The following is a 24276-nucleotide window of genomic DNA, read 5'->3' as shown; positions in this document are numbered from 1 at the left end:
TTCGCGTAGCACCTTGTCCGGGACAAGAGAGATACTCACCTTTCGCTTGCCGCCTCCAGGCTCCGGCTATACCGCGACATCGCGAAGCAGAAGACAAAATAGATCCCGGCGACGAAGATGTAGACTTCGACGGAGAATTGCTGCCACGCCGGATCGATGATCGCGGTCTTGGCCGTCGTCAGCAGGTCGAAGATACCGATGATCAGGACCAGGCTGGTGTCCTTGAAGAACGCGATGAAGGTGTTGACCAGCGGCGGGATGACGTGACGGATCGCCTGCGGCAGGACGATCAGCCGGTTCTTGCGCCAGTATGACAACCCGAGCGCATCGGCGGCCTCGTATTGCCCGCGGGGCACGGCCTGGAGGCCGCCGCGAATGACTTCGGCCAGGTAAGCGCCCGCGAACAGGATGATCGCGACCTGCGCGCGCAGGAGCTTGTCGATGTTGAATCCGTTCGGCATGAACAGCGGAAACATCACGCTCGCCATGAACAGCAGACTGACCAGCGGCACGCCGCGGATCAGCTCGACATAGAGCACGCTGAGCGAGCGGATCGCCGGCAGTTTTGAGCGCCGGCCGAGTGCGACCAGGATGCCGAGCGGGAAGCCGAAAGCCAGACCAAAGGTCGCCAGGATCAGCGTCACCGGGAGGCCGCCCCAACGGTCCTGCGAGACGAACGACAGGCCGAGTATGCCGCCCCACATCAGCATGCTGATCAGCGCGAGAGCGGCGATCCAGAGATAGGCCAGCTCGCGCCGCCATAAGGCGCGGCGGGTGGAGAGATAGAACAGGGCGATGAACAGCAGCACCGCCAGCGCCGGCCGCCACTGCTCGTCGAACGGATAGGTGCCAAACAGGATGAAGCGGTATTTCTCGGGGATGATCGCCCAGCATGCACCGACGCCGCGTACCGCGCGGCAGGCGCTGGAATCGTTCGCCGGGGTGAGCCAGACCGCATTGGCGATGCCCCACTGCGCGAAGCTAAAGAGGCCCTTTGCGAGCACTGCCAGCAACACGACCGAGAGAATGCCGTTCGGGATAGACGAGAACAAATTGGTGCGCAGCCAGCGCAGCACCGGATTGCCGATCTGCGGGCGGCGGGCGGCGCGCGGTACTTCCGGAATGTCGGCGATCGCCGTCATGGTCAGCGCTCCACCAGCGCGATGCGCGAATTGTACCAGTTCATGAAGAAGCTGATGCCGAGGCTGATGGTGAGAAACACCGCCATGATCAACGCAATGGCCTCGATCGCCTGCCCGGTCTGGTTCAACGTCGTGTTGGCGATCGAGACCACGTCCTGATAGCCGATCGCCACCGCGAGCGAGGAGTTCTTGGTCAGGTTGAGGTACTGGCTCGTCATTGGGGGCACGATGACGCGTAGCGCCTGTGGCAGGATGATCTGCCGCAGCATGAAGCTCCGGCGCAGTCCCAGCGCATTGGCGGCATCCCACTGGCCGCGCGGCACCGACTGGATGCCGCTGCGCACGATCTCGGCGATGAAGGCCGAGGTGTAGGTGACGAGCGCGATCAGCAACGCGAAATATTCCGGCGCGAGCGTCAGCCCGCCGACGAAGTTGAAGCCGCGCAGCTCCGGCCATTCGATCGTCCAGGACACGCCGAGAAGCACGGACACCGCCGCAGGCAGCACAACAAGCAAGCCGAGTCCAAAAGGCCAGGACGGCCGCGGCTTGCCGTCGCGCATTTGCTGCGCGATGAGCCGCCGCCGGATGACGTAGAACACGACAAGCCCGAACACTGCCGCGCCGAGCACGCAAAGCTGCGGCGTCCCGATCGGAATCGCCGGCAGGATCAACCCGCGATTGGACAGGAACACGCCCTCGATCGGCCGCCATGCCGCGCGCGCTGCCGGCAGCGCCTGCATCAGCACGTACCAGAACAGGAGCTGGAGCAGCAGCGGGATGTCGCGGAGCGTTTCGACATACACTGCGGCGAGCCGCGACAGCAGCCAATTGGCCGACAGCCGCGAGATGCCGATCACCGTGCCCAGGATGGTTGCAAGCACGATTCCGATCACGGCAACGCGCAGGGTGTTGGCGATGCCGACGACGAAGGCCCAGAGATATGAGTCTCTCGGATTGTAGGCGAGCAGGCTGTCGGAGATGGGCATGCCGGCCTCACGGCCGAGGAAGGCAAAACCGGTCGTAATGCGGCGCGCGGAGAGATTGGTGACCGTGTTGGACCAGAGAAAGGCGATGACCGCGACTGCGATCCCGACCACCAGGGCCTGCCAGAACAGGCCTTTCAGCTCGCGTTGTCCGAAAGCGCCAAAGAAGCGGCGGCGCGGCGGCGGTCTCGGAGCGTCTGACGTCACAGCACAAAAATCCTTCTCAAGACGACGATTTCCGGCGGCGTACGTCAAGTGTTGCACCAAACTCCACTTTGTGCAACAAATGTTTCATGGCCGAGCCCGCGAAATCCTCGCCGCTGAGCGAACTGCGCATTGCATTGCCATCGCTTCCGATGCGGTTGCAGGAGGTCGGGCGTTTCGTCGCGGCCAACGATTACGACGCCACCACGCGTTCGATGCGCGATCTCGCGGCGGTTGCCGGCGCCGATCCCGCCGCGTTCACGCGGCTTGCCAAAGCGATCGGTTATTCGGGCTGGGATGAATTGCGCGCGGCGTTGACGGAGGCGCGGCGCCCCTCGCAGATCGCGCCCTTCTCCGGCCGCGCCAGGAGCCGCCGCCACGGCCCGAACGCCGATGTCGCGCTCGTCACCGACAAGCTCGAGGCCGAGGCCGCCGGCCTTCCGCGCATCCCGGCCCAGCCGATTGCCGAGGCGGCGCGCGCGCTCCACGACGCCAAGCGGATCTGGATCACCGGCTACCGAAGCTGCCGCAGCGTCGCGGAACTGCTGAATTACGAGCTCCGGCTGTTTCGTCCCGAACAGGTGCAACTCGTCGGCGCGTCCGGCCCCGACGATCTCGACCTCGGCGCATTCCGGCCCGGCGAAGCTGTCATCGTCATCGGCTTCATGCCCTACACACATGCCAGTGTCCGGGTCGCGCAGGCCGCCTATCGTGCCGGCGCGGCCCTGATCGCGATCGCCGATAGCTCTTCGGCGCCGATGGCTGAAGGCGCCGACCACGTGCTGCTGTTCGAAGCGGCTTCCTCTCCCGGCTTTTTCCCGAGCCTGACCGGCGCCATTGCGATCGCCCAATCGCTCGCGGCCGTGACGTTCTCGCTCGGCGGCACGGCCGCGAAGAAGCGCCTGGAGAATACCGAGGCGCGGCTGGCCGCGGCTTCAACTTACGTATCAGAGAAAGGTTGACCCATGGCCGCTCGCACCAGCCGCGTGCTGCATCGCTCGCTGCGCGAAACGCCGCCCAAGGCAATCGGCGGCGAAGGCGTCTATCTCTTTGCCGAGGACGGACGCCGCGTGATCGATGCCTCCGGCGGCGCGGCGGTCTCTTGCCTTGGCCACCAGCATCCACGCGTCATCGCGGCGCTGACGAAGCAGGCCTCGACACTGGCGTACGCCCACACGGCGTTCTTCTCGTCCGAGCCGGCCGAGGCGCTGGCCGAGAGGCTGGTCGGCCATGAGCCCGGCGGCCTCGCCTACGCCTATTTCGTCAGCGGCGGGTCGGAAGCGGTCGAAGCCAGCATCAAGATCGCCCGGCAATATTTCATCGAGCGCGGCGAGCCGCAGCGGCAGCATTTCATCGCCCGGCGCCAGAGCTATCACGGCAATACGCTCGGCGCGCTGGCTGCCGGCGGCAATGCCTGGCGGCGTGCGCCTTATGCGCCGCTGCTCTCCGACGCCTTCAGCCACGTGACCCCGGCCTTCGCCTATCACGAGAAGCACGATGGCGAATCCGATGCGCAATTCGTCGCCCGGCTTGCGGCCGAACTCGAAGCCGAGTTTCAGCGCCTCGGTCCCAATACGGTCGCCGCGTTCCTCGCAGAGCCCGTCGTCGGCGCCACCGCAGGTGCCGTGACCGCGCCGGACGGTTATTACAGGGCGGTCCGCGAGATCTGCGACCGACACGGTGCCCTGCTCATCCTCGACGAGGTCATGTGCGGCATGGGCCGCACCGGCACCACGCATGCATGGGAGCAGGAAGGCGTGGCACCCGACATCCAGGCGATCGCCAAGGGCCTCGGCGGCGGCTACCAGCCGATCGGTGCAATGCTCACCAGTGGCAAGATCATCGACGCCATTCGCGCCGGCTCGGGCGCCTTCCTGCACGGCCACACCTATCTGGCGCATCCCCTCGCCTGCGCTGCCGCGCTCGCGGTGCAGGACGTGATCCGCGAGGACGGCTTGCTCGACCGGGTCAAGGAGCGCGGCAAGCAGCTCGAGCAGCGGCTCACCGAGCGTTTCGGTAACCACCGCCATATCGGCGACATCAGGGGCCGCGGCCTGTTCTGGGCGATCGAGCTTGTCGCCGATCGCGGCAGCCGGACCTCGTTCGATCCCGCGCTGAAGCTGAACCAGAAGATCAAGGCGGAGGCCCTCGCCGACGGCCTCGGCTGCTATCCCGGCGGCGGCACCGTGGACGGCGTCCGTGGCGACCACGTGCTGTTGGCGCCACCCTATATCGTTTCGGCTGACGAGATCGATCTGATCGTCGACAAGCTCGGCACGGCTGTCGACAACGTATTGCGTCGTGTCAATCACTGAGGGGAGAATAACATGATGAGGAAAGTGGTTATCATAGCCGGCGTGCTCGCGGCATCGACCGTGGTCGCATCGGCGGCGACGCTCGACACTGTGAAGGGCCGCGGCACGCTGATATGCGGCGTCAGCGCCGGTTTTGCCGGCTTCTCCGCGCCGGACTCGCAAGGCAATTACAAGGGTCTCGATGTCGATTATTGCCGCGCGCTCGCCGCCGGCGTGCTCGGCGATGCCAGCAAGGTGCGTTACGTCTCGCTGACCGCGCAGAACCGCTTCACCGCGCTCCAGTCCGGCGAGATCGACGTGCTCTACCGCAACTCGACGCAGACCTATCTGCGCGGCGTCACGCTGGGCCTGCGGCAAGGCCCAATCAACTTCTACGACGGTCAGGGCTTTGTGGTGAAGAAAGACCTCGGCGTGAAGGAGATCAAGGACCTCAAGGGCGCCACCGTCTGCGTCGCGCAGGGCACCACGCATGAGGTCACGCTCGGCGATTACGGCCGCGCCAACGGCATCGACTGGAAGCCGCTGGTGTTCGACCGCGTCGACACCATGTACCAGACCTTCTTCGGCGGCCGTTGCGATGCCATGACCCAAGACGCTTCCGCGCTCGCAGGCGCCGTGACGACCGCGGCGCCGAACCCGGCCGACTACGTCGTGCTGCCGCAGACCATCAGCAAGGAGCCGCTCGGCCCCTTCACCCGCAATGGCGATGAAGTCTGGAGCGACATCATCACCTGGCTGCATTACGGCTTGATCGAGGCCGAAGAGCTTGGCGTCACACAAGGCAATGTCGACGAGATGGCGAAGTCGCAGACGCCCGCGATCCAACGCCTGCTCGGTGCCTCCGGCGATCTCGGCTCCCGGCTCGGGCTCGACAACAAATGGCTGGTCACGGCCATCAAGGCCACCGGCAATTACGGCGAGATCTACGAGCGCAATGTCGGCAAGGCGAGCCCGCTCAAGCTCGAGCGCGGCCTCAACGGCCTCTGGAGCAAGGGCGGCTTGATGTACGCGGTGCCGTTCAAGTAAACGCCTCTCGTGTCCCGGACGCGCTGCAGCGTGCAACGCTGCTGCGCAGAGCCGGGACCCAGCGGCCACAATGGGCCCCGGCTCTGCGGCGCAATACTCCGCATTGCGCCGCGTCCGGGGCACGAGATCTACCAGGTAGTAACGTTCAATGCCGACGTCCCTTCGCATCGCCCTGATCCACGCCCTCAAGCATTCCATCGCCCCGATCGAAGCTGCGTTCGCGAAGGCGTGGCCGGAAGCGCGGCTGATGAACCTGCTCGACGACAGCCTGTCGGCGGATCTGGCGCGTGAGGGCAAGCTCAATGATGCCATGACCGAACGCTTTCTTGTGCTCGGTCGCTACGCCGCGGCGACAGGCGCGGATGCGATCCTGTTCACCTGCTCGGCCTTCGGTCCCTGCATCGAGGCGGTTGCGCGCGCGCATGCGCCGATGCCGGTGCTCAAGCCGAACGAAGCCATGATCGAGCGGGCAGTGACGATGGGCCGGCGTATCGGCCTGCTCTCGACCTTCGCGCCGACGCTGGCCTCGATGCCGCCGGAGTTTCCTGCCTCTGTCCAGGTCGTGCCCAAACTTGCCGAAGGCGCGCTGGCCGCACTCGACCGTGGCGACCGCGCTACGCATGACCGGCTGATCGTGGAATCCTCACATGATTTGCGCGATTGCGACGTCGTCGCGCTCGCGCAGTTCAGCATCGCGGCAACTGCGCCCCTCGTTGCAGAAGCTACCGGTCGCCCTGTCGTGACCACGCCTGACAGCGCCGTCGAGAAGCTGATGAAGCTGTTGGCGGCGAAGGCTTAAGCGCCGGCCTTTTTCCGGCGTCGCGCGCCCTTGATCGCCGCCGCAAGCGCGGCCTTCGTTTCGCTGACAAAATCCTCGACAAGGTCCTCGCGCGTGGCATGGGCCGCCTCGCCGGTGAACAGCCCCTGCTCGGCCAGCATCACCACGCCATGCAGCGCCGCCCAGATCTTGAGCGCCTGCCGCTCGCGCAGGTAATCGACTGCCGGAGCTTCCAGTGCCTCGATCACGAGCGCAAACGTTTCGCGTGTCGCTTCGTGCAGCTCGCTGCCTTTCGCCGCACACGACACCGTGCGCGAAGCGAACATCAAGCGGTAGATGCCATTGCGGCGTAAGCCGAAATCCAGCGTCGCCTGCGCCAGCAGCGACAGCTTCGATCGCTTCGACGGCTTTGCCATCGCCGCACGCAGAAGCGCGCTGAGCTGCCGGAACGCCTCCGCCGTCACCGCCGCAAGCAGCGCCTCGCGATCGGCGAAATGCCGGTAGGGCGCCGGCTGCGAGACACCCAGCTGCTTTGCCAGCGCCTTGATGCTGATCGCCTCCGTCCCGCCCTGCTCGGCTTCGCGCAGCGCGGCCTTGATCAAGGCGTCGCGGAGATCGCCGTGGTGGTAGGTATTCTCGGGCTTGCGGGCAAGTTGTGAACGCATGTTGCGCAGAGCCTATAAGTTTGCGCTTGACAGGGGAAGCCTGCCGCGAATGTAATAGCCTATAACTTGAACAAAAACGCAAATGGGAGCGCGCGCCGCCTTCGGGCTGGAGCGCACACGACCGAGGAAGCCGCCATGACAGAGCGACTGAGGGTTCACGTCGATCCCGACAGATGCCAGGGGCACGCGCGCTGCAACGCGCTGGCGCCGGAGCTGTTCGAGCTCGACGAATACGGCAACGCCCACGAGGCCGGCGACGGCACGGTCCCACCCGGCCTCGAAGACAAGGCCTGGCTTGCCAAATCCAATTGTCCGGAAATCGCGATCGACGTGATCGAGGAGTAGCGCGTCCCGCCTCTGCCCGCGTGCCTTCCGCGACCACGAGCCCCAAGGGATTTCGAGATGTCCGACATCAGCCAGCCCGCCGCCCATCCGCCCGTGACCGACTGGGTCCATGATTTCGACCACACCGATCCGCAATGGACGGAAGATCCCTTCCCGATCTGGGACGAGCTGCGCGCCGCAAGCCCGGTCGTGCATACCGAGCGCTTCCTCGGCTGCTACCTGCCGACGACCTATGAAGCGGTGCGCGAGATCGCCAATGACAGTGAGCATTTCTCCTCACGCCGCATCATCGTCCGTGACGTTCGACCGGAGATCACCAGCAGAAACTCCGCCCCGCCGATCACGTCCGATCCGCCGGTGCACAAGCCAGCCAAGCAATTGCTGCTGCCGCCGTTCACGCCGGACGCGATGAAGAAGCTGGAGCCGCGGGTGCGCGCGATCTGCAACGAGTTGATCGACGGTTTCATCACGGAAGACCGACTGGACGCGGCAGAGCGCTACACCAAGCACATTCCGGTTCGCGCGATCGCACACATGCTCGGCATCCCCGAGACAGACAGCGATCTCTTCATCCGCTGGATCCACATGATCCTGGAACTTGGCATCAAGGATGAAAACACGCTGCTCCAGGCCGTGCAGGAGATGACCGTCTATTTCAGCGCCCACATCGAGGCGCGCAAGACCAAGCCGACCGACGATCTTATTTCCTACCTGATGAATGCCAGGGACAAGGACGGCAATCCGCTCGAGGATTCGCATGTGCTGGGCTCGTTGCGCCTGCTCCTGATTGCCGGCATCGACACCACCTGGAGCGCGATCGGCTCCTCGCTCTGGCACCTCGCCCGGACGCCCGCCGACCGCGAGCGCCTGGTCGCCGAGCCCGGGCTGGTCCCGACCGCGGTGGAAGAGCTGCTGCGGGCCTATTCGCCGGTGACGATGGCGCGCGAAGTGGTCAAGGAGACAACGGTCTCAGGCTGCCCGGTCAAGCCGGGCAACATGGTGCTGCTGTCCTTCCCGGCCGCCAACCGTGACCCGAAAATGTTTCCGGATGCTGACAAGGTCGTGATTGATCGCCGCGAGAACCGCCACGCCGCGTTCGGCCTCGGCATCCACCGCTGCGTCGGCTCGAACCTTGCGCGCATGGAGATGCAGGTTGCGCTGGAGGAATGGCTGAAGCGAATTCCGGACTTCGCCCTCGATCCGGCAGGCACGGTGACCTGGTCACAGGGAACCGTCAGAGGCCCCCGCCAGTTGCCATTTTTGCTTGGAAAGGCGATGTAGACCTCTCCAAAGAGCAATACCGAGAGGCCGGACGTGACTGAGCAAATAACCCGACCGGCTTCCGACCATATTGACGTCGCCGACGCCAAGCGCCGGATCAAGGCGATCTTCATCGGCTCGATCGGCAATCTCGTCGAGTGGTACGACTTCTACGCCTATACCGCGTTCGCGCTCTATTTCGCTCCCGCCTTCTTTCCCGGCAACGATCCTGTCGTCCAACAATTGAATGTCGCCGTCGTATTCGCGGCGACATTCCTGATGCGGCCGTTGGGCGGCTGGCTGTTCGGCTATATCGCCGATCATTACGGGCGGCGCATCTCGCTGACGCTGTCGGTCGTCTTCATGTGCTTCGGCTCCCTGATCATCGCGTTGACGCCGACCTACGCCACGATCGGCTTCGCCGCGCCGGTGATCCTGGCGCTCGCCCGCGTCATCGAAGGCTTGAGTCTCGGCGGCGAATACGGCGCCAGCGCCACCTATCTCAGCGAGGTCGCCGACCCCAAGCACCGCGGCTTCTATTCGAGCTTTCAATACGTCACCCTGATCGGCGGCCAGCTCACCGCGATCATCGTGCTGCTGCTTCTGCAAAAAATCTTCCTCACGCCGGAGGAACTGAGAGCCTGGGGCTGGCGCATCCCGTTCGCGATCGGTGCTGCGCTCGCGATCTTTGCTGCAGTGATGCGGCGCAATCTGCACGAGACTGAAGCGTTTGAAGAGGCCAAGAAGGTGGTGAAGCCGACCGGCTCGATCACGAACCTGCTGAAGTATCCGCGCGAGCTTTTGCTCGTGGTCGGCCTGACCGCCGGCGGCACCGCCGCGTTCTACACCTTCACCACTTACATGCAGACCTTCGTCAAGCTTTCGGTGGGGCTGACCGAGGACCAGACCACTTTCGTGATCTTCGGCACGCTGATCTTCGCAACCATCCTACAGCCGATCTATGGCGCCATCTCCGACAAGATCGGCCGCAAACCGCTGCTGATCTCCTTCGGCGTCGCCGGCACGCTCGCAACCGTGCCGCTGCTGATGACGCTGAAGGAGACCAAGTCGCCCTTCATCGCGTTCATCCTGATCTGCGGGGCCTGGCTGTTCGTCGCCGGATACACCTCGATCAACGCCGTAGTGAAGGCCGAGCTGTTCCCGACCAATGTCCGCGCCCTCGGCGTCGGCCTGCCCTATGCGATCACCGTCTCGATGTTCGGCGGCACGGCGCCCGCGATCGCGCTCTATTTCAAGAGCATCGGGCATGAGGAGTGGTTCTACTACTATCTCGCCGGCGTCATCTGCCTGTCACTGATCATCTATTCCACCATGCGCGACACCAAGCACGCCTCCGCGATGCATCGCCACGAGTAGCCGATGGCCGAAGACAACGAGCCGCCCGACAGCAAGCTGACGCGCACCAAGGAGAGATGGGCGCGCGAAGGCCGTTTTTTGACCGGCAAGATCGCGCGACCGGAAGATCAGCGCCTGCCGCCCGGCCAGCATCTGACAAAAGACTGGCCGGTGCTCGATCTCGGCGTCGTGCCGCCGGTTTCGCGCGAGCGCTGGCGGCTCGATGTCTTTGGCGCGGTCGAGAACCCCGTGTTCTGGACCTTTGCCGAGTTCGTCGCCCAGAACCAGGCGCAGTTCACCTCCGACATCCACTGCGTCACCACCTGGTCGCGCTACGACAATGAGTGGGAGGGGCTCGCCACGCGCGAGCTGCTCGCGGCCTGCCGGCCGCGCGAGGACGCGCGCTTCGTCGTGTTGCATTCTCACGACGGCTACACCACCAACCTCGCGCTGGACGACTTTGCCGCCGAGGATGCATTGCTCGCCCATAGCTGGTCCGGTGAGCCATTGTCGGACGAACATGGCGGCCCGGTGCGGCTGGTCGTGCCGCATCTGTATTTCTGGAAAAGCGCCAAATGGGTTCAGTCGATTGAATTCCTGACCGAGGACGCTCCGGGCTTCTGGGAGGTCCGCGGCTATCATAATCGCGGCGATCCCTGGGCAGAGCAGCGCTATTCGGACGATTAGGTTCAAGCAAGGACGGGGGAAAGCCCATGTCGACGGAACGCTTTCAGTTCACGGGCGAAGGCGGCCATCAGCTTTCGGCCACGCTCGAATTGCCGGACGGCGAGCCCGGGGCCTTCGCGCTGTTCGCGCATTGCTTCACCTGCGGCAAGGACACGCTGGCCGCCAAACGCATCTCGGTCGCACTCGCAGCCAAGGGTATCGCGGTGCTGCGCTTCGACTTCACCGGGCTCGGCTCCAGTGAAGGGGATTTCGCCAATTCGACGTTTTCCTCCAACGTGGCCGATCTCGTGCGCGCGGCCGATCATCTGCGTAGCGTCCGCAAGGCGCCGTCAATCCTGATCGGTCACAGCCTCGGCGGCGCCGCGATCCTTGCGGCAGCAGGACAAATCCCGGAAGCCAAGGCGGTTGTGACCATTGCGGCACCATCCGATCCCGCCCACGTCACCGGCCTGTTCAAAGAGCATCTCGACGACATTCGCATGCAAGGTGAGGTCGAAGTCTCGCTTGCGGGACGCCCGTTCCGGATCAAGCGCGAATTCCTCGACGATATCGCCGAGCACGAGCTGATGAAGGACGTCACCGGCCTGCACAAGGCGCTGTTGGTCATGCATTCTCCGCTCGACGATACCGTCGGCATCGACAATGCGACGAAGCTCTTCGTCTCCGCTCGGCATCCCAAGAGCTTCGTCTCGCTCGACCACGCCGATCATCTGCTGAGCAAGCCGGCCGACGCGCTCTACGCAGCCGACGTGATCGCGGCCTGGGCGAGCCGGTACATCGACACGGCGAAGCCTGCGAAGGCGATGGATCTCCCCGAGGCACCGCGCCGGGTCGTGGTGCAGGAGACCCGCAAGAGCAAGTTCAACCAGGTCGTCACCGTCGGACCGCATCAGCTCATCGCGGACGAGCCGGTCGCCGCCGGCGGCGAGGATGCCGGCCCTGGTCCCTACGATCTCCTGCTCGCTGGCCTCGGGGCCTGTACTTCAATGACCATGCGTCTCTATGCCGACCGCAAGTCGCTGCCGCTCGATCGTGTCACCGTCTCGCTGAAGCATTCCAAGATCTATGCAAAAGACTGCGCGGAGTGCGAGACGCGCGATGGCATGCTCGACCAGATCGAGCGCGACATCGCGATGGACGGCGCGCTCGATCCCGAGCAGCGCAAGAAATTGATGGAGATCGCCGACAAGTGCCCGGTGCACCGGACGCTGACCTCGGAAATCCGCATCGTGACCAAGGCTGTGGACTAGCGCGATTGCGCTAGAAGCACGACGCCATCGTCCGCAATGCCGCGGTGATCTCGCTTTCGCGCCAGGCCGCGAAGCCGAGCAACAGACCGTGATCGCGCGGCCTGCCCAGTGCCAAGCCGGACAGGGCACGCGTTTCAACGCCCGCTTCGACCAGCCGCTTGACCGCCGTCTGATCGGCGCGACCGCGCTTGAGGCGCGCAACGAGCTGAATGCCGCCCGGGGGCACTTCGGCAGAGAGCACGTCGCCCAAATGGCCGGCTAGTCCCTCCACGAGGTGATCGCGGCGGGCGTGATAGAGCCGGCGCATCCGGCGCAGATGCGCCAGGAAATGCCCGTCGGCAATGAACTCGGCCAGCGCCTCCTGGATGTGGCTCGCGGCGATCAGTCCGATGTGCCGCTGTACGATCTCGAGAGTACCGACCAGGGCCCGCGGTACGACGAGATAGCCGAGCCGGATGTCCGCGGTCATGACTTTGGAGAACGTGCCGACATAGAACACGCGGCCATGGGCATCGAGTCCTTGCAAGGCCGGCACCGGCCGGCTGTCGTAGTGGAATTCGCCGTCGTAATCGTCCTCCACGATCCAGGTCTTGCCGGGCCTGCTCAGGCCAAGAAATTCCGTGCGGCGCGATAGCGACATCAGGCGACCGGTCGGGTGCTGGTGCGACGGCGTCATGAAGATCAATGTCGGGGTCGCCATCCCCGGAATCCGCTGCATGCCCTGCTCGTCCAATCCTATCCCGGTCACGCGCGCACCGGACGCGCGGAAGGCGGCGGCGGCGCCGGGATAGCCGGGATCCTCGACCCAGACCTCGTCACCGGGCGTGATGAGGGCAGCCGCAATCAAGGTCAGCGCAGCCTGTGCGCTCGGCAGAATCAGGATCTGATCCGCCGTCGCGCGCACGCCCCTGCTGGTCGCGAGATAATGCGCCAGCGCCTCGCGCAGGCGCGTCCGGTTGACCGGTCCGAGCTCGCGCTTCGCCGCGCGCACGGCGCTGCGGCGCAGGCAACGCGCCCAGACCTCGTTTGGAAACTCCCTGAAATCGCCGTGCCCGGGACGCAAGGGTCTTAGTCGCGCCTGATAAGACATCGGCCAGTCGGTCTGCGTGAGGCTCGACGCCCAGGGCGAAAGCCGCGGCTTGCCAGGGCGCATGCGAGATGCGACGGCGCCCGCCTCTGCGACGCGCTCGCCCCCGTCGACCGTGACCATCGGACGGCGGCCGCGCGAGGCTTCGAGATATCCCTCGGCGGCGAGCTGCTCGAACGCATAGCTGACGGTGTTGCGCGAGACGCCGAGATCGCTCGCAAGCCGGCGGCTCGACGGCAGCGTGCGGCCTTTGCCGAGACGGCCCGTCGCGATCAAGCTTCGGAGCTGGCTCGTCAGTTGAGCCACCAGCCCCTCGTCGTCGGACCGGTTCAGGTCGATCAGAGCGGAGATCATGCTTTCCGGAACTGGCACCTTAATCCTTTCCGATCTGGCACTTTTTCAGGCGCCAAGCGGGATGCTATTCGCTGGACTGGACTGCTTCAAGGACCTCCGAGATGAACTCCCTTTCCCCCCGCGCGGCCGTCGGCCTGTTCCTCATCGTCGTGCTGGCCTGGGGCGTGAACTGGTCGGTGACGAAGCAGCTCGTCCAGTTCCTCCCGCCCCTGTGGACGTCGGCAATCCGGAGCTGGATCGCGCTGGCCGGATTGTTCGCGATCCTCGGATTGAGCAACAATCTGGTGATCCCGGAGCGGCGCGACATTCCGGTAATCCTCAGCGTCGCACTGCTGCACATGACGGTGTTCTCGGTGCTGGTTGCGACTGGTGTGCGCTTCCTGCCGGCGAGCAAGGCCATCGTGCTGGGCTACACCACGCCGCTCTGGGTCGCGATCGCCGCGCCGCTGCTCGGGAAGGACACGCTGACCGCGCCAAAGCTGGCCGGCGCCTTGCTCGGGCTGATCGGCCTTGCCGTGATCCTGAATCCGGCATCGATCGACTGGACCAACACCAACGTCGTACTCGGCGCCGGCATGATCATCCTGGCCGCGATTTCATGGGCCGCGAACATCATCTACATCCGCGCGCATCGCTGGATCGCGTCCCCGCTCCAGCTTTTGATCTGGCAGGTGCTCGTGGCGACGATCGTGCTGACGGGATCGGCGGCCGTCACGCACGGCCTGCCGCACGCGGAATGGTCGTGGAGGCTCGTGCTGCTGTTCCTGTATTCCGGCTTGATCGGGACGGCGCTGGCCTATTGGGCGATGTCGATGGTCAACAAGAGCATCTCGGCGCTGACGACGTCACTCGGCACCACCGGGACGCCACTCGTCGGCATCGCCAGCGCTGCAATCCTGCTGGGTGAGCCGATCGACATGAGTCTTGTGATTGCGGCCGCGCTGATCGTTACCGGCATCGGTCTCGCAACGCTCGGCGATCGTCTGCTGCGCGGTCAGGCCACCGCGAGAGGCTGAACGCGCAGCATCCCGCGCAGGCCAGCCGTCGTGCCGAGCAGGATGCCGGCGACGGCGACGAACGACCCCAGCGCGAGCGTCGACACGCCGGTGAGCCCTTGTCCGATCGAACAACCGAACGCCATCACGCCGCCGATGCCCATCAGCGCGGCGCCACCCGCCGATCGCAGCATGTGGCGTGGCGAGGAATAGCCTTCGAGATGGAAACGGCCCGTCGCAAGCGCGGTGACCAGACTGCCGGCGAAGACGCCGGCAACTGTCGTGATGCCGAAGTTCAGCGTCAGGCCGGTCGAGAGCATGGCATATTGCAGGCTGTCCGCGATCGGCGCGACGAAGGTGAGCGATGTCACCGGCACGGGGTTGAAATCATCCGCGCCGAGATAGCCGGTGACGAACCAGCCTCCGGCGACGAGGAGACCGACGATGACGCCGGCCGCAATCTGGCCGGGCGAACGCCGGAACGCTGGGTGCGCGAAAGCAAACAGGATCAGCACAACGACGACGACAGCAGCAGCCATCGCGCGCGAAACCGCTTCAGCCGGACCGAACACGGCCAACAGTGACGGCAGCGAATTCACGTTGACCGTGGTTTGCGAGGCCTGGACCAGCGCGATGCGCGCCGGCGCGATCAGGCCCTTGAGCGTCATCTGCGCGGCCATGGCGAGCACGACCACCACGACGAAGGAGCGGAGATTGCCGCGACCGAGCAGCACCAGCGCGCGCGAACCGCAGCCGTTCGACAGCACCATGCCGTAGCCAAACAGAAGTCCGCCGAGAAACAGCACCGGCACCGAAAAGGACTGTTGCAGGTAGATCGATTTGCCGAGATCTACCATGCCGTTGCCGGCGAGGAATTGGCTCGCTGCGGTCGCGACCGCGATCGCCAGCGCATAGGTTCGTACCAACCGCCCATCCCCGTCCGATAGCCAGCCGCGCATGCTGCTCATCAGGCAGAAGCCGCTGAGCAGGCCGACGGCGCCGTAAACCAGGCCAATGACGAGGCCGGCGAGGATGACGAGCTGGGTGGACGATTCCATCATCAAGGCTTCAGGATCACGCGATCCCGCGACGAGCCGGCAACGGCGACATAGGCCTCCTTCGCGCGTTCGAGCGGATAGACGGCGTTCGCCTTGATGGGGAACGGTTTCAGGTGCCCGCTCGCGAAGCCCTGGCCGAGGTCACGCAGCACAGCGCCCGTCGCGATCGACGACAGGCCGAGCGTGTCGATGCCGACATAGGTGTGTTGCCCGCGGTAGAATTCGAGGATGTTGAACTGCACGATGCGGTCGATCGCGGCGATCAGGATCTGGCGGCCGCGAAGCGCGAGCGATTTGTGCGCCGCCTGGAAATAGGGATCGCCGACCGTGTTGAAGACGATGTCGGCGCCTCTACCGTCGGTCAACTCGCGCACGCGTGGCGCGACGTCGGTCGCGGAAGCGTCGATCACCTCGACGGATGCGTTGGTGTGGCCCTCATAAGGTTCCGCCTTGCGCACCACGCCGATGACACGCGCGCCCTGCCAGGTCGCGATCTGCACCGCAGCTTGCCCGACCTTGCCGTTGACGCCGAACACCAGCACCGTTTCGCCGGGCTTTGGAATGCCGACGCGGCGAAAACCCTCCATCGCGGTGACAAAGGGCACGCCGATGCCGGCGGCCTCCTCCCAGGACACGGTCTTCGGCTTCTCCACCACCGCGTCGGATTCAACGACGAGATGGCTGGCGTGAGTGCCGTCGCGACGAATGCCGAGATCACCGGAGGAGCCGAACACCTCGCGGCCGATCGTACCGGCCGGCCCGTCCATCACTACCCCGGCGTAATCGCGGCCGGGCGTGCGCGGAAACACGGCATAGGGCATCAGCCCGGTCGCGGCCTTGACGTCGGAGGGATTGACGGCAGCGGCCTTGATCTCGATCAGCAGATCATTCGGACCGCGAGCAAGCGTCTCACGCTCGACCGCCGGCGCGATCATAGCCGCGCTTTCGGCCTTGGCATTGAGGCGCACGCAGCGCGCGTCGACGGCTTTGGGAACGGCTGTTGACATGGAAAGACCCGCGATTTCTCGCGGGCCTTGTCGCCCTTGAAGAGACCCAAGTCAACCTGCCTCCCCTCATCCTGAGGAGCCGCGCCAGCGGCGTCTCGAAGGATGAAGGCCCGCATTGCAGCATCCTGGCCTGCATGGTTCGAGACGGCGCTACGCGCCTCCTCACCATGAGGGGTAAGACCTAATCCTTCGGCCGCTTGTCGTAGAGGCGCTTGGCCTTGCCGAGCGAGCGCTCCAGCGTGGCCGGCGCAACCACGCTCACCCTGGAGCTGATGCCGATGGTGTTCTTGATGTGCGTCGAGATCCGACTCGCATGGTCGAGGAGACCCCGGCCGTCCCAACTCTCCGGCCGCGCCTCGGCAATGATGGTCAGCTCGTCCATGCGGCCTTCCCGGGTCAGCTCCAGAATGAAATGTCCGCCGCACCAGTCGGTGGCGAGGAGAACCTCCTCGATCTGGGTCGGGAACAGATTGACCCCGCGCAGGATGATCATGTCGTCGGAACGTCCCGTGACCTTCTCCATCCGCCGCATGCCCGGTCGCGCCGTGCCCGGCAACAGCCGCGTCAGGTCGCGGGTGCGATAGCGGATCACTGGAAAAGCTTCCTTGGTGAGCGAAGTAAAGACCAGTTCGCCCTTCTCCCCGTCGGGCAGCACCGCACCGGTGTCGGGGTCGATCACTTCGGGATAGAAATGATCCTCCCAGATATGCAGTCCGTCCTTGGTCTCGATACATTCCTGCGCAACGCCGGGCCCGATCACCTCGGAAAGACCGTAGATGTCGGTCGCGTCCATGTCGAAGGCGTCTTCGATCTCGCCGCGCATGGCATTGGTCCAGGGCTCCGCGCCGAAGATGCCGACCTTGAGCGAGCACTGGCGCGGATCGAGCTTTTGGCGCTTGAACTCGTCGAGGATCGCAAGCATGTAGCTCGGCGTCACCGTGATGATGTCGGGCCGGAAGTCGTTGATGAGCTGCACCTGTCGTTCTGTCATCCCGCCGGAGATCGGCACCACGGTGCAGCCGAGCTTTTCGGCGCCATAGTGCACCCCTAACCCGCCGGTGAAGAGGCCGTAGCCATAGGCATTGTGGATGATCATGCCGGTGCGGCCACCGGCGGCGCGGATCGAGCGCGCCATCACGTCCGACCATGTGTCGATATCGCGTTGCGTGTAACCCACCACGATCGGTTTGCCCGTCGTGCCGGAGGACGCATGCACGCGCACCAGCTTCTCACGGGGCACGGCAAACATGTTGAAGGGATAATTGTCGCGCAGATCCGTCTTCACCGTGAACGGAAATTTCGCAAGGTCCGAGAGCTCTCGAAAGTCCGACGGATGCACGCCGGCCGCGTCGAAGGCCTTGCGATAATGCGCGACGTTGTCGTAGGCGTGCTTCAGCGACCAGGCCAGCCGCTCCGTCTGCAGCGCCATGATCTCGTCGCGCGATGCGCGCTCTTGCGCATCCAGCTCGGCCTTATAGGTGTTGCCACCTTCCTTGAGCCTCGTCAGAGCCATCCTCGTTTCCCCGTATCATTGCTTTTCGTTATTGATCCTGCGCCGGCAGCCAATTTCCGGGAATGGCCCGCGAATGCCCGCGGAATTCGGCGATGACTGTATCGCCGGCGGTGACGCGCACGTCATAGATGCCGGAGCGGCCGCCGCGCGTAACCTCGCGGGCCTTTGCGATGAGGCGATCGCCGAGCTTGCCCGGCTTGATGAAGGTGATCTGGCCCTGCGCCGCCACGACGCGGTCGTTGTGCGAGTTGCACGCGAAAGCGAAGGCGGAATCGGCCAGCGTGAAGATGAAGCCACCGTGGGCGATGCGCTGGCCGTTGACCATGTCCGGCCGTACAGTCATGGCGAGCGTCGCATAACCTGGTCCGATCTCGACGATCTCCATGCCGAGTCCTTTGGAGGCATCGTCCTCCGCCCACATCGCATTGGCGCAGGCGCGGGCAACATCCTCGGGCGACAAGGCGGCTTTGACGTTCACGCGCTTCTCCCGTCCGATTGTTTGGACACGATGTTCTGCTGCCTGGCTAAAACTGTCAAACGTGGTCGTAATCGACCACGACCCGCTCCGACGATGGCTTGGCCTGACAGGTCAGGACAAAGCCAGCCTTCAGCTCCCAGGGTTCCAGCGAGTAGTTGATGTCCATCGGCGCCTCGCCCTCCACCAGTTTGGCACGGCAGGTCGAGCACATGCCGCCCTTGCAGGCGAAGGGCAGATCGATTCCGGCGCGCAGTGCGGCATCGAGGATCGCCTCGTCCTCGGCGACCGGCACGTCGCGGCGCTTGCCGTCGATGATCAGCGACGCGATCGCTTTCGGCGGCGCGTCCGGCGCAACGATCTTCTTCGGCCGCGGCTTGCCGCCGAACTCCGATACGAAGCGCTCGACGTGGATGCGCTCGTCCGCGATGCCGAGCCCTCGGCAGGTCGCCTCGATGTCCTCGCTCATGCCGGACGGACCGCAGATGAAGACGTGGTCGACGCTTTCCGCTGGTACCAGCGAGCGCAGCAGCACCCTCACCTTGTCGCCGTCGAGCCGGCCGTGCAGGATCGGAATGTCCTGTTCCTCGCCGGAGATGACGTGGAAGATCGAGAGCCGGTCGATGAAGCGATCCTTGAGCTCTTCGAGCGCCTCGAGGAACATGATGTTGTCCGTCGTGCGATTGCCGTAGAACAGGAAGAATTGGCTGCCCGGCTCGCGCGCAAGCGTGCCCTTGACGATCGAAAGGATCGGCGTGATGCCGGAGCCTGCGGCAAAGCCGACATGGATGCGGCTAGCGCCCGTCGGCGGGATCACGCCGAAACGTCCCGTGGGCGTCATCACGTCCAGCGCGTCGCCGCACTTCAAATCGTCCGCTGCCCAGCTCGAAAACGCGCCACCATCAACCTTCTTGACCGCGATGCGTATCTCGCCGTCGTCGGGCCCGGAGCAGATCGAATAGGAGCGGCGCACTTCCTCGCCATCCAGCATGGTGCGGAGTGTGAGGTATTGGCCGGGTGTGAAGGCGTAGTCGGTCGCAAGCTCCGCCGGGATGGCGAATGTCAGCGATATGGCGTCCGACGCCTCGCGGCGGAGGTCGTTGACGGCCAGGCGATGGAAGCGTGGTGCGGCTGCTGACATGATCAATGACACTTGAAATAATCGAAGGGTTCGCGGCAGGCTCTGCAGCGCCAGAGCGCCTTGCAGGAGGTGGAGCCGAATTCGGACAGCAGCTCGGTATCCGCCGAGCTGCATTGCGGGCACACAACGGCTTGCTCGCCGAACAGCGCGCGGCGTGAATTCGAGGCCTGCGGCGGCGCGATGCCGTAGGCGTGAAGCTTCCGGCGGCCCTCTTCACTCATCCAGTCCGTGGTCCAGGCCGGGGACAGCACGGTGCGGACCTTTGGACGATGGAAACCAGCGCGCTCCAGCGCGACCTCGATTTCGAGCGCAATCATATTCATGGCCGGGCAGCCCGAATAGGTCGGGGTGATCGCGATCTCGACGTGATCGCCGTCGACAACGACATCGCGGAGCACGCCGAGATCGGCGATGGTCAAAACCGGAATTTCGGGATCGACCACGCTCGCCGCGGCGTCCCAGGCCCGTTGGCGCAGTTCGTTATGGGGCTCCAGCACCGTCACCATGTCTGCCCCGGGAAAGTGCGCTGTATCGATTGCAGCTCGGAGAGAAGATGGCCGAGATGCTCGCTGTGCCGGCCCACGCGGCCGCCCTGCTGCATCCAGTCGTTCTGCGGCAGCTTGAGCATTGCTTCGCCGATCACATCCGAGAGTGTCGTCAGCCAGCGACCCCGCAAGGTCCCTGGGTCTACGGCGATACCGGCATGGATCAAGGCGCGCTCGCCGTCGTCGACGGCAAACATCTCGCCGGTGAACGCCCAGAGATGATCGATCGCAGCCTGCGCGCGGGCATGGCTCTCGTCGGTGCCGTCGCCGAGCCGGATGATCCACTCCGAGGAATGCCGCAAATGATAGGCGCTCTCCTTCTCCGACTTGGCGGCAATGGCCGCGAGTGTCGTATCGCGCGAGGTCATCATGGCGCGCCAGTAGAGATCGGCGAAGGCGGAATAGAAGAACTGCCGCACCAGCGTCTGGGCAAAGTCGCCGTTCGGCTGCTCGAGGAGCAGCAGATTGCGATACTGCCTGACATCGCGAAGGTAGGCGAACTTGTCTTCGTCGTTGTCCTTGCCTTCGGCTTTGGCTGCGTAGGTGTAGAGCTCGCGGGCCTGGCCGATCAGGTCGAGCGCGATGTTGGAGAGCGCCATGTCCTCTTCCAGCATCGGCGCGTGCCCGCACCATTCCGACAGCCGGTGGCCGAGGATCAGCGCATCATCGGCGCGGCGCAGCGCGTACAGCACCAGCGGTGTTTCGGAGACCTGGATGTTGGCGACGGGCATCTGTCCTATCCACTTGTTCCAACCTCATCCTGAGGAGGCGCGAAGCGCCGTCTCGAAGGATGGGCCGCGGGTCACGGGCCTTCATGGTTCGAGACGCCGCTTCGCGGCTCCTCACCATGAGGAGAAAGAGCTACATGTGTCCTACTTCCTCAGGCACTTCATAGAACGTCGGATGACGGTAGATCTTCGATTCCGCCGGCTCGAACATCATGCCCTTCTCGGCGGGATCGCTCGCAGTGATCTCGGTGGATGGCACGACCCATATCGACAGGCCCTCGCCGCGGCGGGTGTAGATGTCGCGGGCGGCCTGCAGGGCCATGGTGGCGTCGCTCGCATGCAGCGATCCGACATGCTTGTGCGCGAGCCCGTTGCGGCTGCGAATGAAGACTTCCCACAGCGGCGTGTTCGGCGTGGCCATCGTGATCTCCCTACTCTGCCGCTTGTGCAGTTCGACGCTGCGCGCGCTTTGCGGCGTAGCTAGCTGCCGCCTCGCGGACCCAGGCGCCCTCGTCGTGCGCCTTACGGCGCGCAGCCATCCGGTCACGGTTGCAGGGGCCGTTGCCGGCGAGCACCTGCTTGAATTCGGTCCAGTCGATCTCGCTGTAGCGCCAGCGCCCGTCGGCATCCTGAATCATGCCGGGATCGGGAATGGCGAGGCCGAGATATTGCGCCTGCGGCACGGTGGCATCGACGAATTTCTGGCGCAGCTCGTCATTGGAGAAGCGCTTGATCTTCCATTTCGTCGAGGTGTCGCTGTGCTGGCTGGTGGCATCGGGCGGGCCGAACATCATCAGCACCGGCCACCACCACCTGTTCAAGGCATCCTGCGCCATCGCCTTCTGCTCGTCCGAGCCGCGGCACAGCGTCAGCATGATCTCGTAGCCCTGGCGCTGATGGAACGACTCCTCCTTGCAGACGCGGATCATCGCGCGCGCATAGGGACCGTAAGAGCAGCGACACAGCGGGATCTGGTTCATGATCGCGGCGCCGTCGACCAACCACCCGATGGTGCCGATGTCGGCCCAGGTCAGCGTCGGATAGTTGAAGATCGAGGAATATTTGGCTTTGCCCGCGAGCATGGCGTCTACCAGCTCTTCGCGCGACGTGCCGAGCGTCTCGGCCGCAGCATAGAGATAAAGCCCGTGGCCGCACTCGTCCTGCACCTTGGCGAGCAGCGCGGCCTTGCGACGCAAGGACGGCGCGCGCGTGATCCAGTTGCCTTCGGGCAGCATGCCGACGATTTCGGAATGAGCGTGCTGGGAGATCTGGCGCGTCAGCGTCTTGCGATAGGCCGCCGGCATCCAGTCGTTCGGCTCGATGCGCTCCTCGGCATCGATGCGCGTCTGGAACTGCGCAGCCTTGGCCGCATCCTCGAGGCCGCGATCATCGGTCTCGGCCGTGTTCAGCGCCTGGGTATACATGCGCATCCTCCCGTTTTATTGAGAGGCAATATATAACAAGAATTATCTCATGCAAGATATTTCTGTAACATAACGATCAAGCCTCAAATCTTCGTTCCAGCAGTTTTCGCGCCGGCGGCAATGGCCCCTTTTCATTGGTTCCATGACCATCAAGCCATTGTTCCGATGGGGCAAGCAGCGCGCGATAGATGTCGCCGCACAGCGCGCGGGCAGCCCTGCCCGGCCAGTCCGCCGGAAGCAGGCTTTCGGGCAGGAGCGGATCGCGCAGCACGACCCGGCGGTAATGGTGGATCAGGAGGATGCGCGCCGTGAAGGCGTCGGTCTCGGACAAGCCCGTGCCGCGCGCGATCGCGGCGCGCAGCGGCTCGAACGTCTTCATGAACTTGAGATAGGCGTCCGCGGTGCGATCCAGCGGCCAGCTCGCACTGAGTAGCCGGCGACCACTGTCATCCTCGGCCGAGACTTCCAGACGGATGGCGCCCGCGGCCTCATCCGGCACTGCCACACCTGACGGGGCGACCCACACGCCCGGCAGCGGACTGCCGAAGCCGGCATTGCGGAGCGCCTCGCGCGAGGCATCCCGATCCTCGCCATTGCCGATCAGAAGCAGCTCGAAGCGCCCGGTCCAGTCGGATGGCGGCGGATCGTAGATATGGCGTGTCGCAGCCCCGAAGATCTGGCGGCCCTTGTCAGCCAAGCGGTAGAAGCTATTGCGGCCGACCTTTTCGCGCGTCAGCCAGCCATCGGCGGCAAGCCGCGACATCGCGGTACGCACCACGCCGCTGTCGATGTCCAGGCTCTCGAAGAATTCCAGCAGCGTGCCGAGCCATACCGAGCCGCCACGCGGCACGATGGCATCGCCGAACACGGTGATGACGATAGAGCCGGTGCGCGACGGCTCGCGCTTGAGCTGCTCGATGATGCGGGACAACGGATGCGCCATGCGCGAGGCATAGCGCGTTTGGTGCGGGCGCGACAATGGACCGGTGCGACGGCCTTCTCCCTCGCCCCGTTCTTACGGGGAGAGGCAAAGAACTACCGATGCGGATCGGGATAGACCACGCTGCGCCAGCCGCTGCGGTCGAAGGGACGCCAGCTGCCCTCCCTCTGCGCAAGGCGATCAGCCACCGCGAAGACAGCGGCGGGATGATGGCCCATGCCGCAATGGCTGCTCTCGATCTCGATGCTCTCGGTCTGCGCGCCCGTCTTCTCCATGCAGCCCTGCCAGGCGCAGACGCCGTCGGTGCGGCTGAAGATCGCCGTGGTCGGCACCGGCGGCGGAACGGCGAGATCGCCGCCGAACTGCGGATCGACCTCGTCGGACTTCCGTCCGCTCGCCCATTCATAGACGCGCCAGGCATTGGTCGAATGCGGATCGCCGGCAAAGGGGCTGCCGAGCGTGATCACCTGGCGTACGCGGTCGGGCATCATCTTGGCGAGCTGGCGCGCATAGAGACCGCCGAGGCTCCAGCCGACCAGGCTGATCTTGCGGCCATGCCTGTCGCTCAGCTCCTGAACCAGATCCACCATCGCGTGCTGCACGCCCTCGCGCAGGCCGTAATTGCGGCCCTGGCGCCAGCCGCTCACCGCATAGCCCTTGCCCGACAGAAACGTGCGCAACGCGCGCGTGGACCCGTCGGAGGCCACGAGGCCCGGTAGCACCAGCACCGGATGGCCATCGCCGCGCGGCGCAAGGCTCAGCAGCGGCAGCGCGCCGAGGAATGCGCCGAACTCGTGGATCGCTCGCCCTTCCAGGAACATCAGGGTACGAGACGGCGGGCTCAGCGTCTGGGCGGTAGCGGTCATCAATGGTCCCTCGGAAGAAATGCTGAAAAGATCACCGGCTGCGAGGCCGGCAAATGGGTATGAATTCCAACACGCCAGCTTTTCGAACGTTCCGCAGCGCACCATGAATCAGCTAGGCAGCGGGTTCCCGAC

At 64.8% G+C, this 24276-nt stretch carries 25 protein-coding genes; 10 read left to right on the top strand and 15 right to left on the bottom strand.

From position 1 onward, the window contains the following. Window positions 1-35 precede the first annotated feature (35 nt). Complete coding sequence (locus AC0L30_RS01120) at window positions 36-1142, bottom strand: amino acid ABC transporter permease (RefSeq protein WP_219682666.1); 1107 nt, start codon at window positions 1140-1142, stop codon at window positions 36-38. A gap of 2 nt (window positions 1143-1144) precedes the next feature. Then, the gene (locus tag AC0L30_RS01115) at window positions 1145-2332 is read right to left on the bottom strand and encodes an amino acid ABC transporter permease (protein WP_007593761.1); all 1188 of its coding nucleotides are present in this window, start codon (window positions 2330-2332) and stop codon (window positions 1145-1147) included. 86 nt (window positions 2333-2418) lie between these two features. Between AC0L30_RS01115 and AC0L30_RS01110 the strand changes: the two genes are divergently transcribed. The 4 genes from AC0L30_RS01110 to AC0L30_RS01095 all read left to right on the top strand — a co-directional run bounded on the left by AC0L30_RS01110 (window position 2419) and on the right by AC0L30_RS01095 (window position 6469). After that, window positions 2419-3291 carry a MurR/RpiR family transcriptional regulator gene (locus AC0L30_RS01110; protein WP_007593762.1) on the top strand — a complete coding sequence of 291 codons (873 nt, stop codon included), beginning with the start codon at window positions 2419-2421 and terminating at the stop codon, window positions 3289-3291. A 3-nt stretch (window positions 3292-3294) separates the two neighbouring features. Then, window positions 3295-4644, top strand: a complete 1350-nt coding sequence (locus tag AC0L30_RS01105; protein ID WP_007593772.1) for an aspartate aminotransferase family protein — start codon at window positions 3295-3297, stop codon at window positions 4642-4644. A gap of 12 nt (window positions 4645-4656) precedes the next feature. Continuing rightward, window positions 4657-5670, top strand: coding sequence for an amino acid ABC transporter substrate-binding protein (locus AC0L30_RS01100; protein ID WP_007593774.1), 1014 nt, complete (start codon window positions 4657-4659; stop codon window positions 5668-5670). 148 nt (window positions 5671-5818) lie between these two features. Continuing rightward, on the top strand, window positions 5819-6469 hold the full coding sequence (locus AC0L30_RS01095) for an aspartate/glutamate racemase family protein (RefSeq protein ID WP_007593776.1): 651 nt from the start codon (window positions 5819-5821) through the stop codon (window positions 6467-6469). On the opposite strand, the gene AC0L30_RS01090 is transcribed toward AC0L30_RS01095, so the two are convergent. Beyond that, entirely contained in the window at window positions 6466-7113 is a 648-nt protein-coding gene (locus AC0L30_RS01090; RefSeq protein ID WP_007593778.1) for a TetR/AcrR family transcriptional regulator, read from the bottom strand. The genes AC0L30_RS01095 and AC0L30_RS01090 overlap by 4 nt on opposite strands. 135 nt (window positions 7114-7248) lie before the next feature. Between AC0L30_RS01090 and AC0L30_RS01085 the strand changes: the two genes are divergently transcribed. Genes AC0L30_RS01085 through AC0L30_RS01065 form a run of 5 tightly spaced genes read left to right on the top strand, consistent with a single transcriptional unit; the run spans window position 7249 to window position 12011 of the window. Continuing rightward, on the top strand, window positions 7249-7458 hold the full coding sequence (locus AC0L30_RS01085; protein ID WP_007593780.1) for a ferredoxin: 210 nt from the start codon (window positions 7249-7251) through the stop codon (window positions 7456-7458). A 57-nt stretch (window positions 7459-7515) separates the two neighbouring features. Further along, a complete protein-coding gene (locus tag AC0L30_RS01080; RefSeq protein WP_007593782.1) occupies window positions 7516-8739 on the top strand; it encodes a cytochrome P450 in 1224 nt (407 codons plus the stop codon). A 33-nt stretch (window positions 8740-8772) separates the two neighbouring features. After that, window positions 8773-10095 (top strand): MFS transporter, encoded by a 1323-nt coding sequence (locus AC0L30_RS01075; protein ID WP_473254866.1) that lies wholly within the window; start codon window positions 8773-8775, stop codon window positions 10093-10095. 3 nt (window positions 10096-10098) lie between these two features. Further along, window positions 10099-10761: a sulfite oxidase-like oxidoreductase gene (locus AC0L30_RS01070; RefSeq protein ID WP_473254865.1), complete on the top strand. Its 663-nt coding sequence runs from the start codon at window positions 10099-10101 to the stop codon at window positions 10759-10761. 26 nt (window positions 10762-10787) lie between these two features. Further along, a complete protein-coding gene (locus AC0L30_RS01065; protein ID WP_007593789.1) occupies window positions 10788-12011 on the top strand; it encodes a bifunctional alpha/beta hydrolase/OsmC family protein in 1224 nt (407 codons plus the stop codon). Between the two features lie 10 nt (window positions 12012-12021). On the opposite strand, the gene pdxR is transcribed toward AC0L30_RS01065, so the two are convergent. Beyond that, complete coding sequence (pdxR, locus tag AC0L30_RS01060; RefSeq protein ID WP_473254877.1) at window positions 12022-13452, bottom strand: MocR-like pyridoxine biosynthesis transcription factor PdxR; 1431 nt, start codon at window positions 13450-13452, stop codon at window positions 12022-12024. 101 nt (window positions 13453-13553) lie between these two features. On the opposite strand from pdxR, the gene AC0L30_RS01055 reads away from it, so the two are divergent. Beyond that, the gene (locus tag AC0L30_RS01055) at window positions 13554-14468 is read left to right on the top strand and encodes a DMT family transporter (RefSeq protein ID WP_007593794.1); all 915 of its coding nucleotides are present in this window, start codon (window positions 13554-13556) and stop codon (window positions 14466-14468) included. Here the strand turns inward: AC0L30_RS01055 and AC0L30_RS01050 are convergent. From AC0L30_RS01050 to AC0L30_RS01000, 11 genes are all read right to left on the bottom strand, one after another. Beyond that, window positions 14447-15505 (bottom strand): YeeE/YedE family protein, encoded by a 1059-nt coding sequence (locus AC0L30_RS01050; RefSeq protein WP_473403692.1) that lies wholly within the window; start codon window positions 15503-15505, stop codon window positions 14447-14449. The two genes, AC0L30_RS01055 and AC0L30_RS01050, sit on opposite strands and share 22 nt — an antisense overlap. Window positions 15506-15507: 2 nt before the next feature. Continuing rightward, window positions 15508-16512, bottom strand: a complete 1005-nt coding sequence (locus AC0L30_RS01045) for a quinone oxidoreductase family protein (RefSeq protein ID WP_007593798.1) — start codon at window positions 16510-16512, stop codon at window positions 15508-15510. Window positions 16513-16693: 181 nt separating this feature from the next. After that, on the bottom strand, window positions 16694-18025 hold the full coding sequence (gene paaK, locus AC0L30_RS01040; protein ID WP_007593800.1) for a phenylacetate--CoA ligase PaaK: 1332 nt from the start codon (window positions 18023-18025) through the stop codon (window positions 16694-16696). 28 nt (window positions 18026-18053) lie between these two features. Next, the gene (gene paaI / locus AC0L30_RS01035; RefSeq protein ID WP_007593801.1) at window positions 18054-18503 is read right to left on the bottom strand and encodes a hydroxyphenylacetyl-CoA thioesterase PaaI; all 450 of its coding nucleotides are present in this window, start codon (window positions 18501-18503) and stop codon (window positions 18054-18056) included. A gap of 55 nt (window positions 18504-18558) precedes the next feature. Beyond that, window positions 18559-19641, bottom strand: a complete 1083-nt coding sequence (gene paaE / locus AC0L30_RS01030; protein WP_219682679.1) for a 1,2-phenylacetyl-CoA epoxidase subunit PaaE — start codon at window positions 19639-19641, stop codon at window positions 18559-18561. Between the two features lie 2 nt (window positions 19642-19643). Continuing rightward, window positions 19644-20147 (bottom strand): 1,2-phenylacetyl-CoA epoxidase subunit PaaD, encoded by a 504-nt coding sequence (gene paaD / locus AC0L30_RS01025; protein WP_007593804.1) that lies wholly within the window; start codon window positions 20145-20147, stop codon window positions 19644-19646. After that, a complete protein-coding gene (paaC, locus tag AC0L30_RS01020) occupies window positions 20141-20917 on the bottom strand; it encodes a 1,2-phenylacetyl-CoA epoxidase subunit PaaC (protein WP_007593806.1) in 777 nt (258 codons plus the stop codon). Before paaC ends, paaD begins: the two co-directional genes overlap by 7 nt. Before the next feature lie 130 nt (window positions 20918-21047). Continuing rightward, window positions 21048-21335, bottom strand: a complete 288-nt coding sequence (gene paaB / locus AC0L30_RS01015; protein WP_007593808.1) for a 1,2-phenylacetyl-CoA epoxidase subunit PaaB — start codon at window positions 21333-21335, stop codon at window positions 21048-21050. Between the two features lie 10 nt (window positions 21336-21345). After that, window positions 21346-22338 (bottom strand): 1,2-phenylacetyl-CoA epoxidase subunit PaaA, encoded by a 993-nt coding sequence (gene paaA / locus AC0L30_RS01010; protein WP_007593811.1) that lies wholly within the window; start codon window positions 22336-22338, stop codon window positions 21346-21348. 76 nt (window positions 22339-22414) lie between these two features. Further along, window positions 22415-23281: a phenylacetic acid degradation operon negative regulatory protein PaaX gene (gene paaX / locus AC0L30_RS01005; RefSeq protein ID WP_007593813.1), complete on the bottom strand. Its 867-nt coding sequence runs from the start codon at window positions 23279-23281 to the stop codon at window positions 22415-22417. 92 nt (window positions 23282-23373) lie between these two features. After that, window positions 23374-24144 (bottom strand): esterase/lipase family protein, encoded by a 771-nt coding sequence (locus tag AC0L30_RS01000; RefSeq protein ID WP_007593815.1) that lies wholly within the window; start codon window positions 24142-24144, stop codon window positions 23374-23376. Window positions 24145-24276: the final 132 nt, after the last annotated feature.

Source organism: Bradyrhizobium sp. MI1.11, from assembly GCF_055811255.1.
Note: the sequence above shows the minus strand (reverse complement) of the source record. Positions and strands in the feature narration are given on the sequence as shown.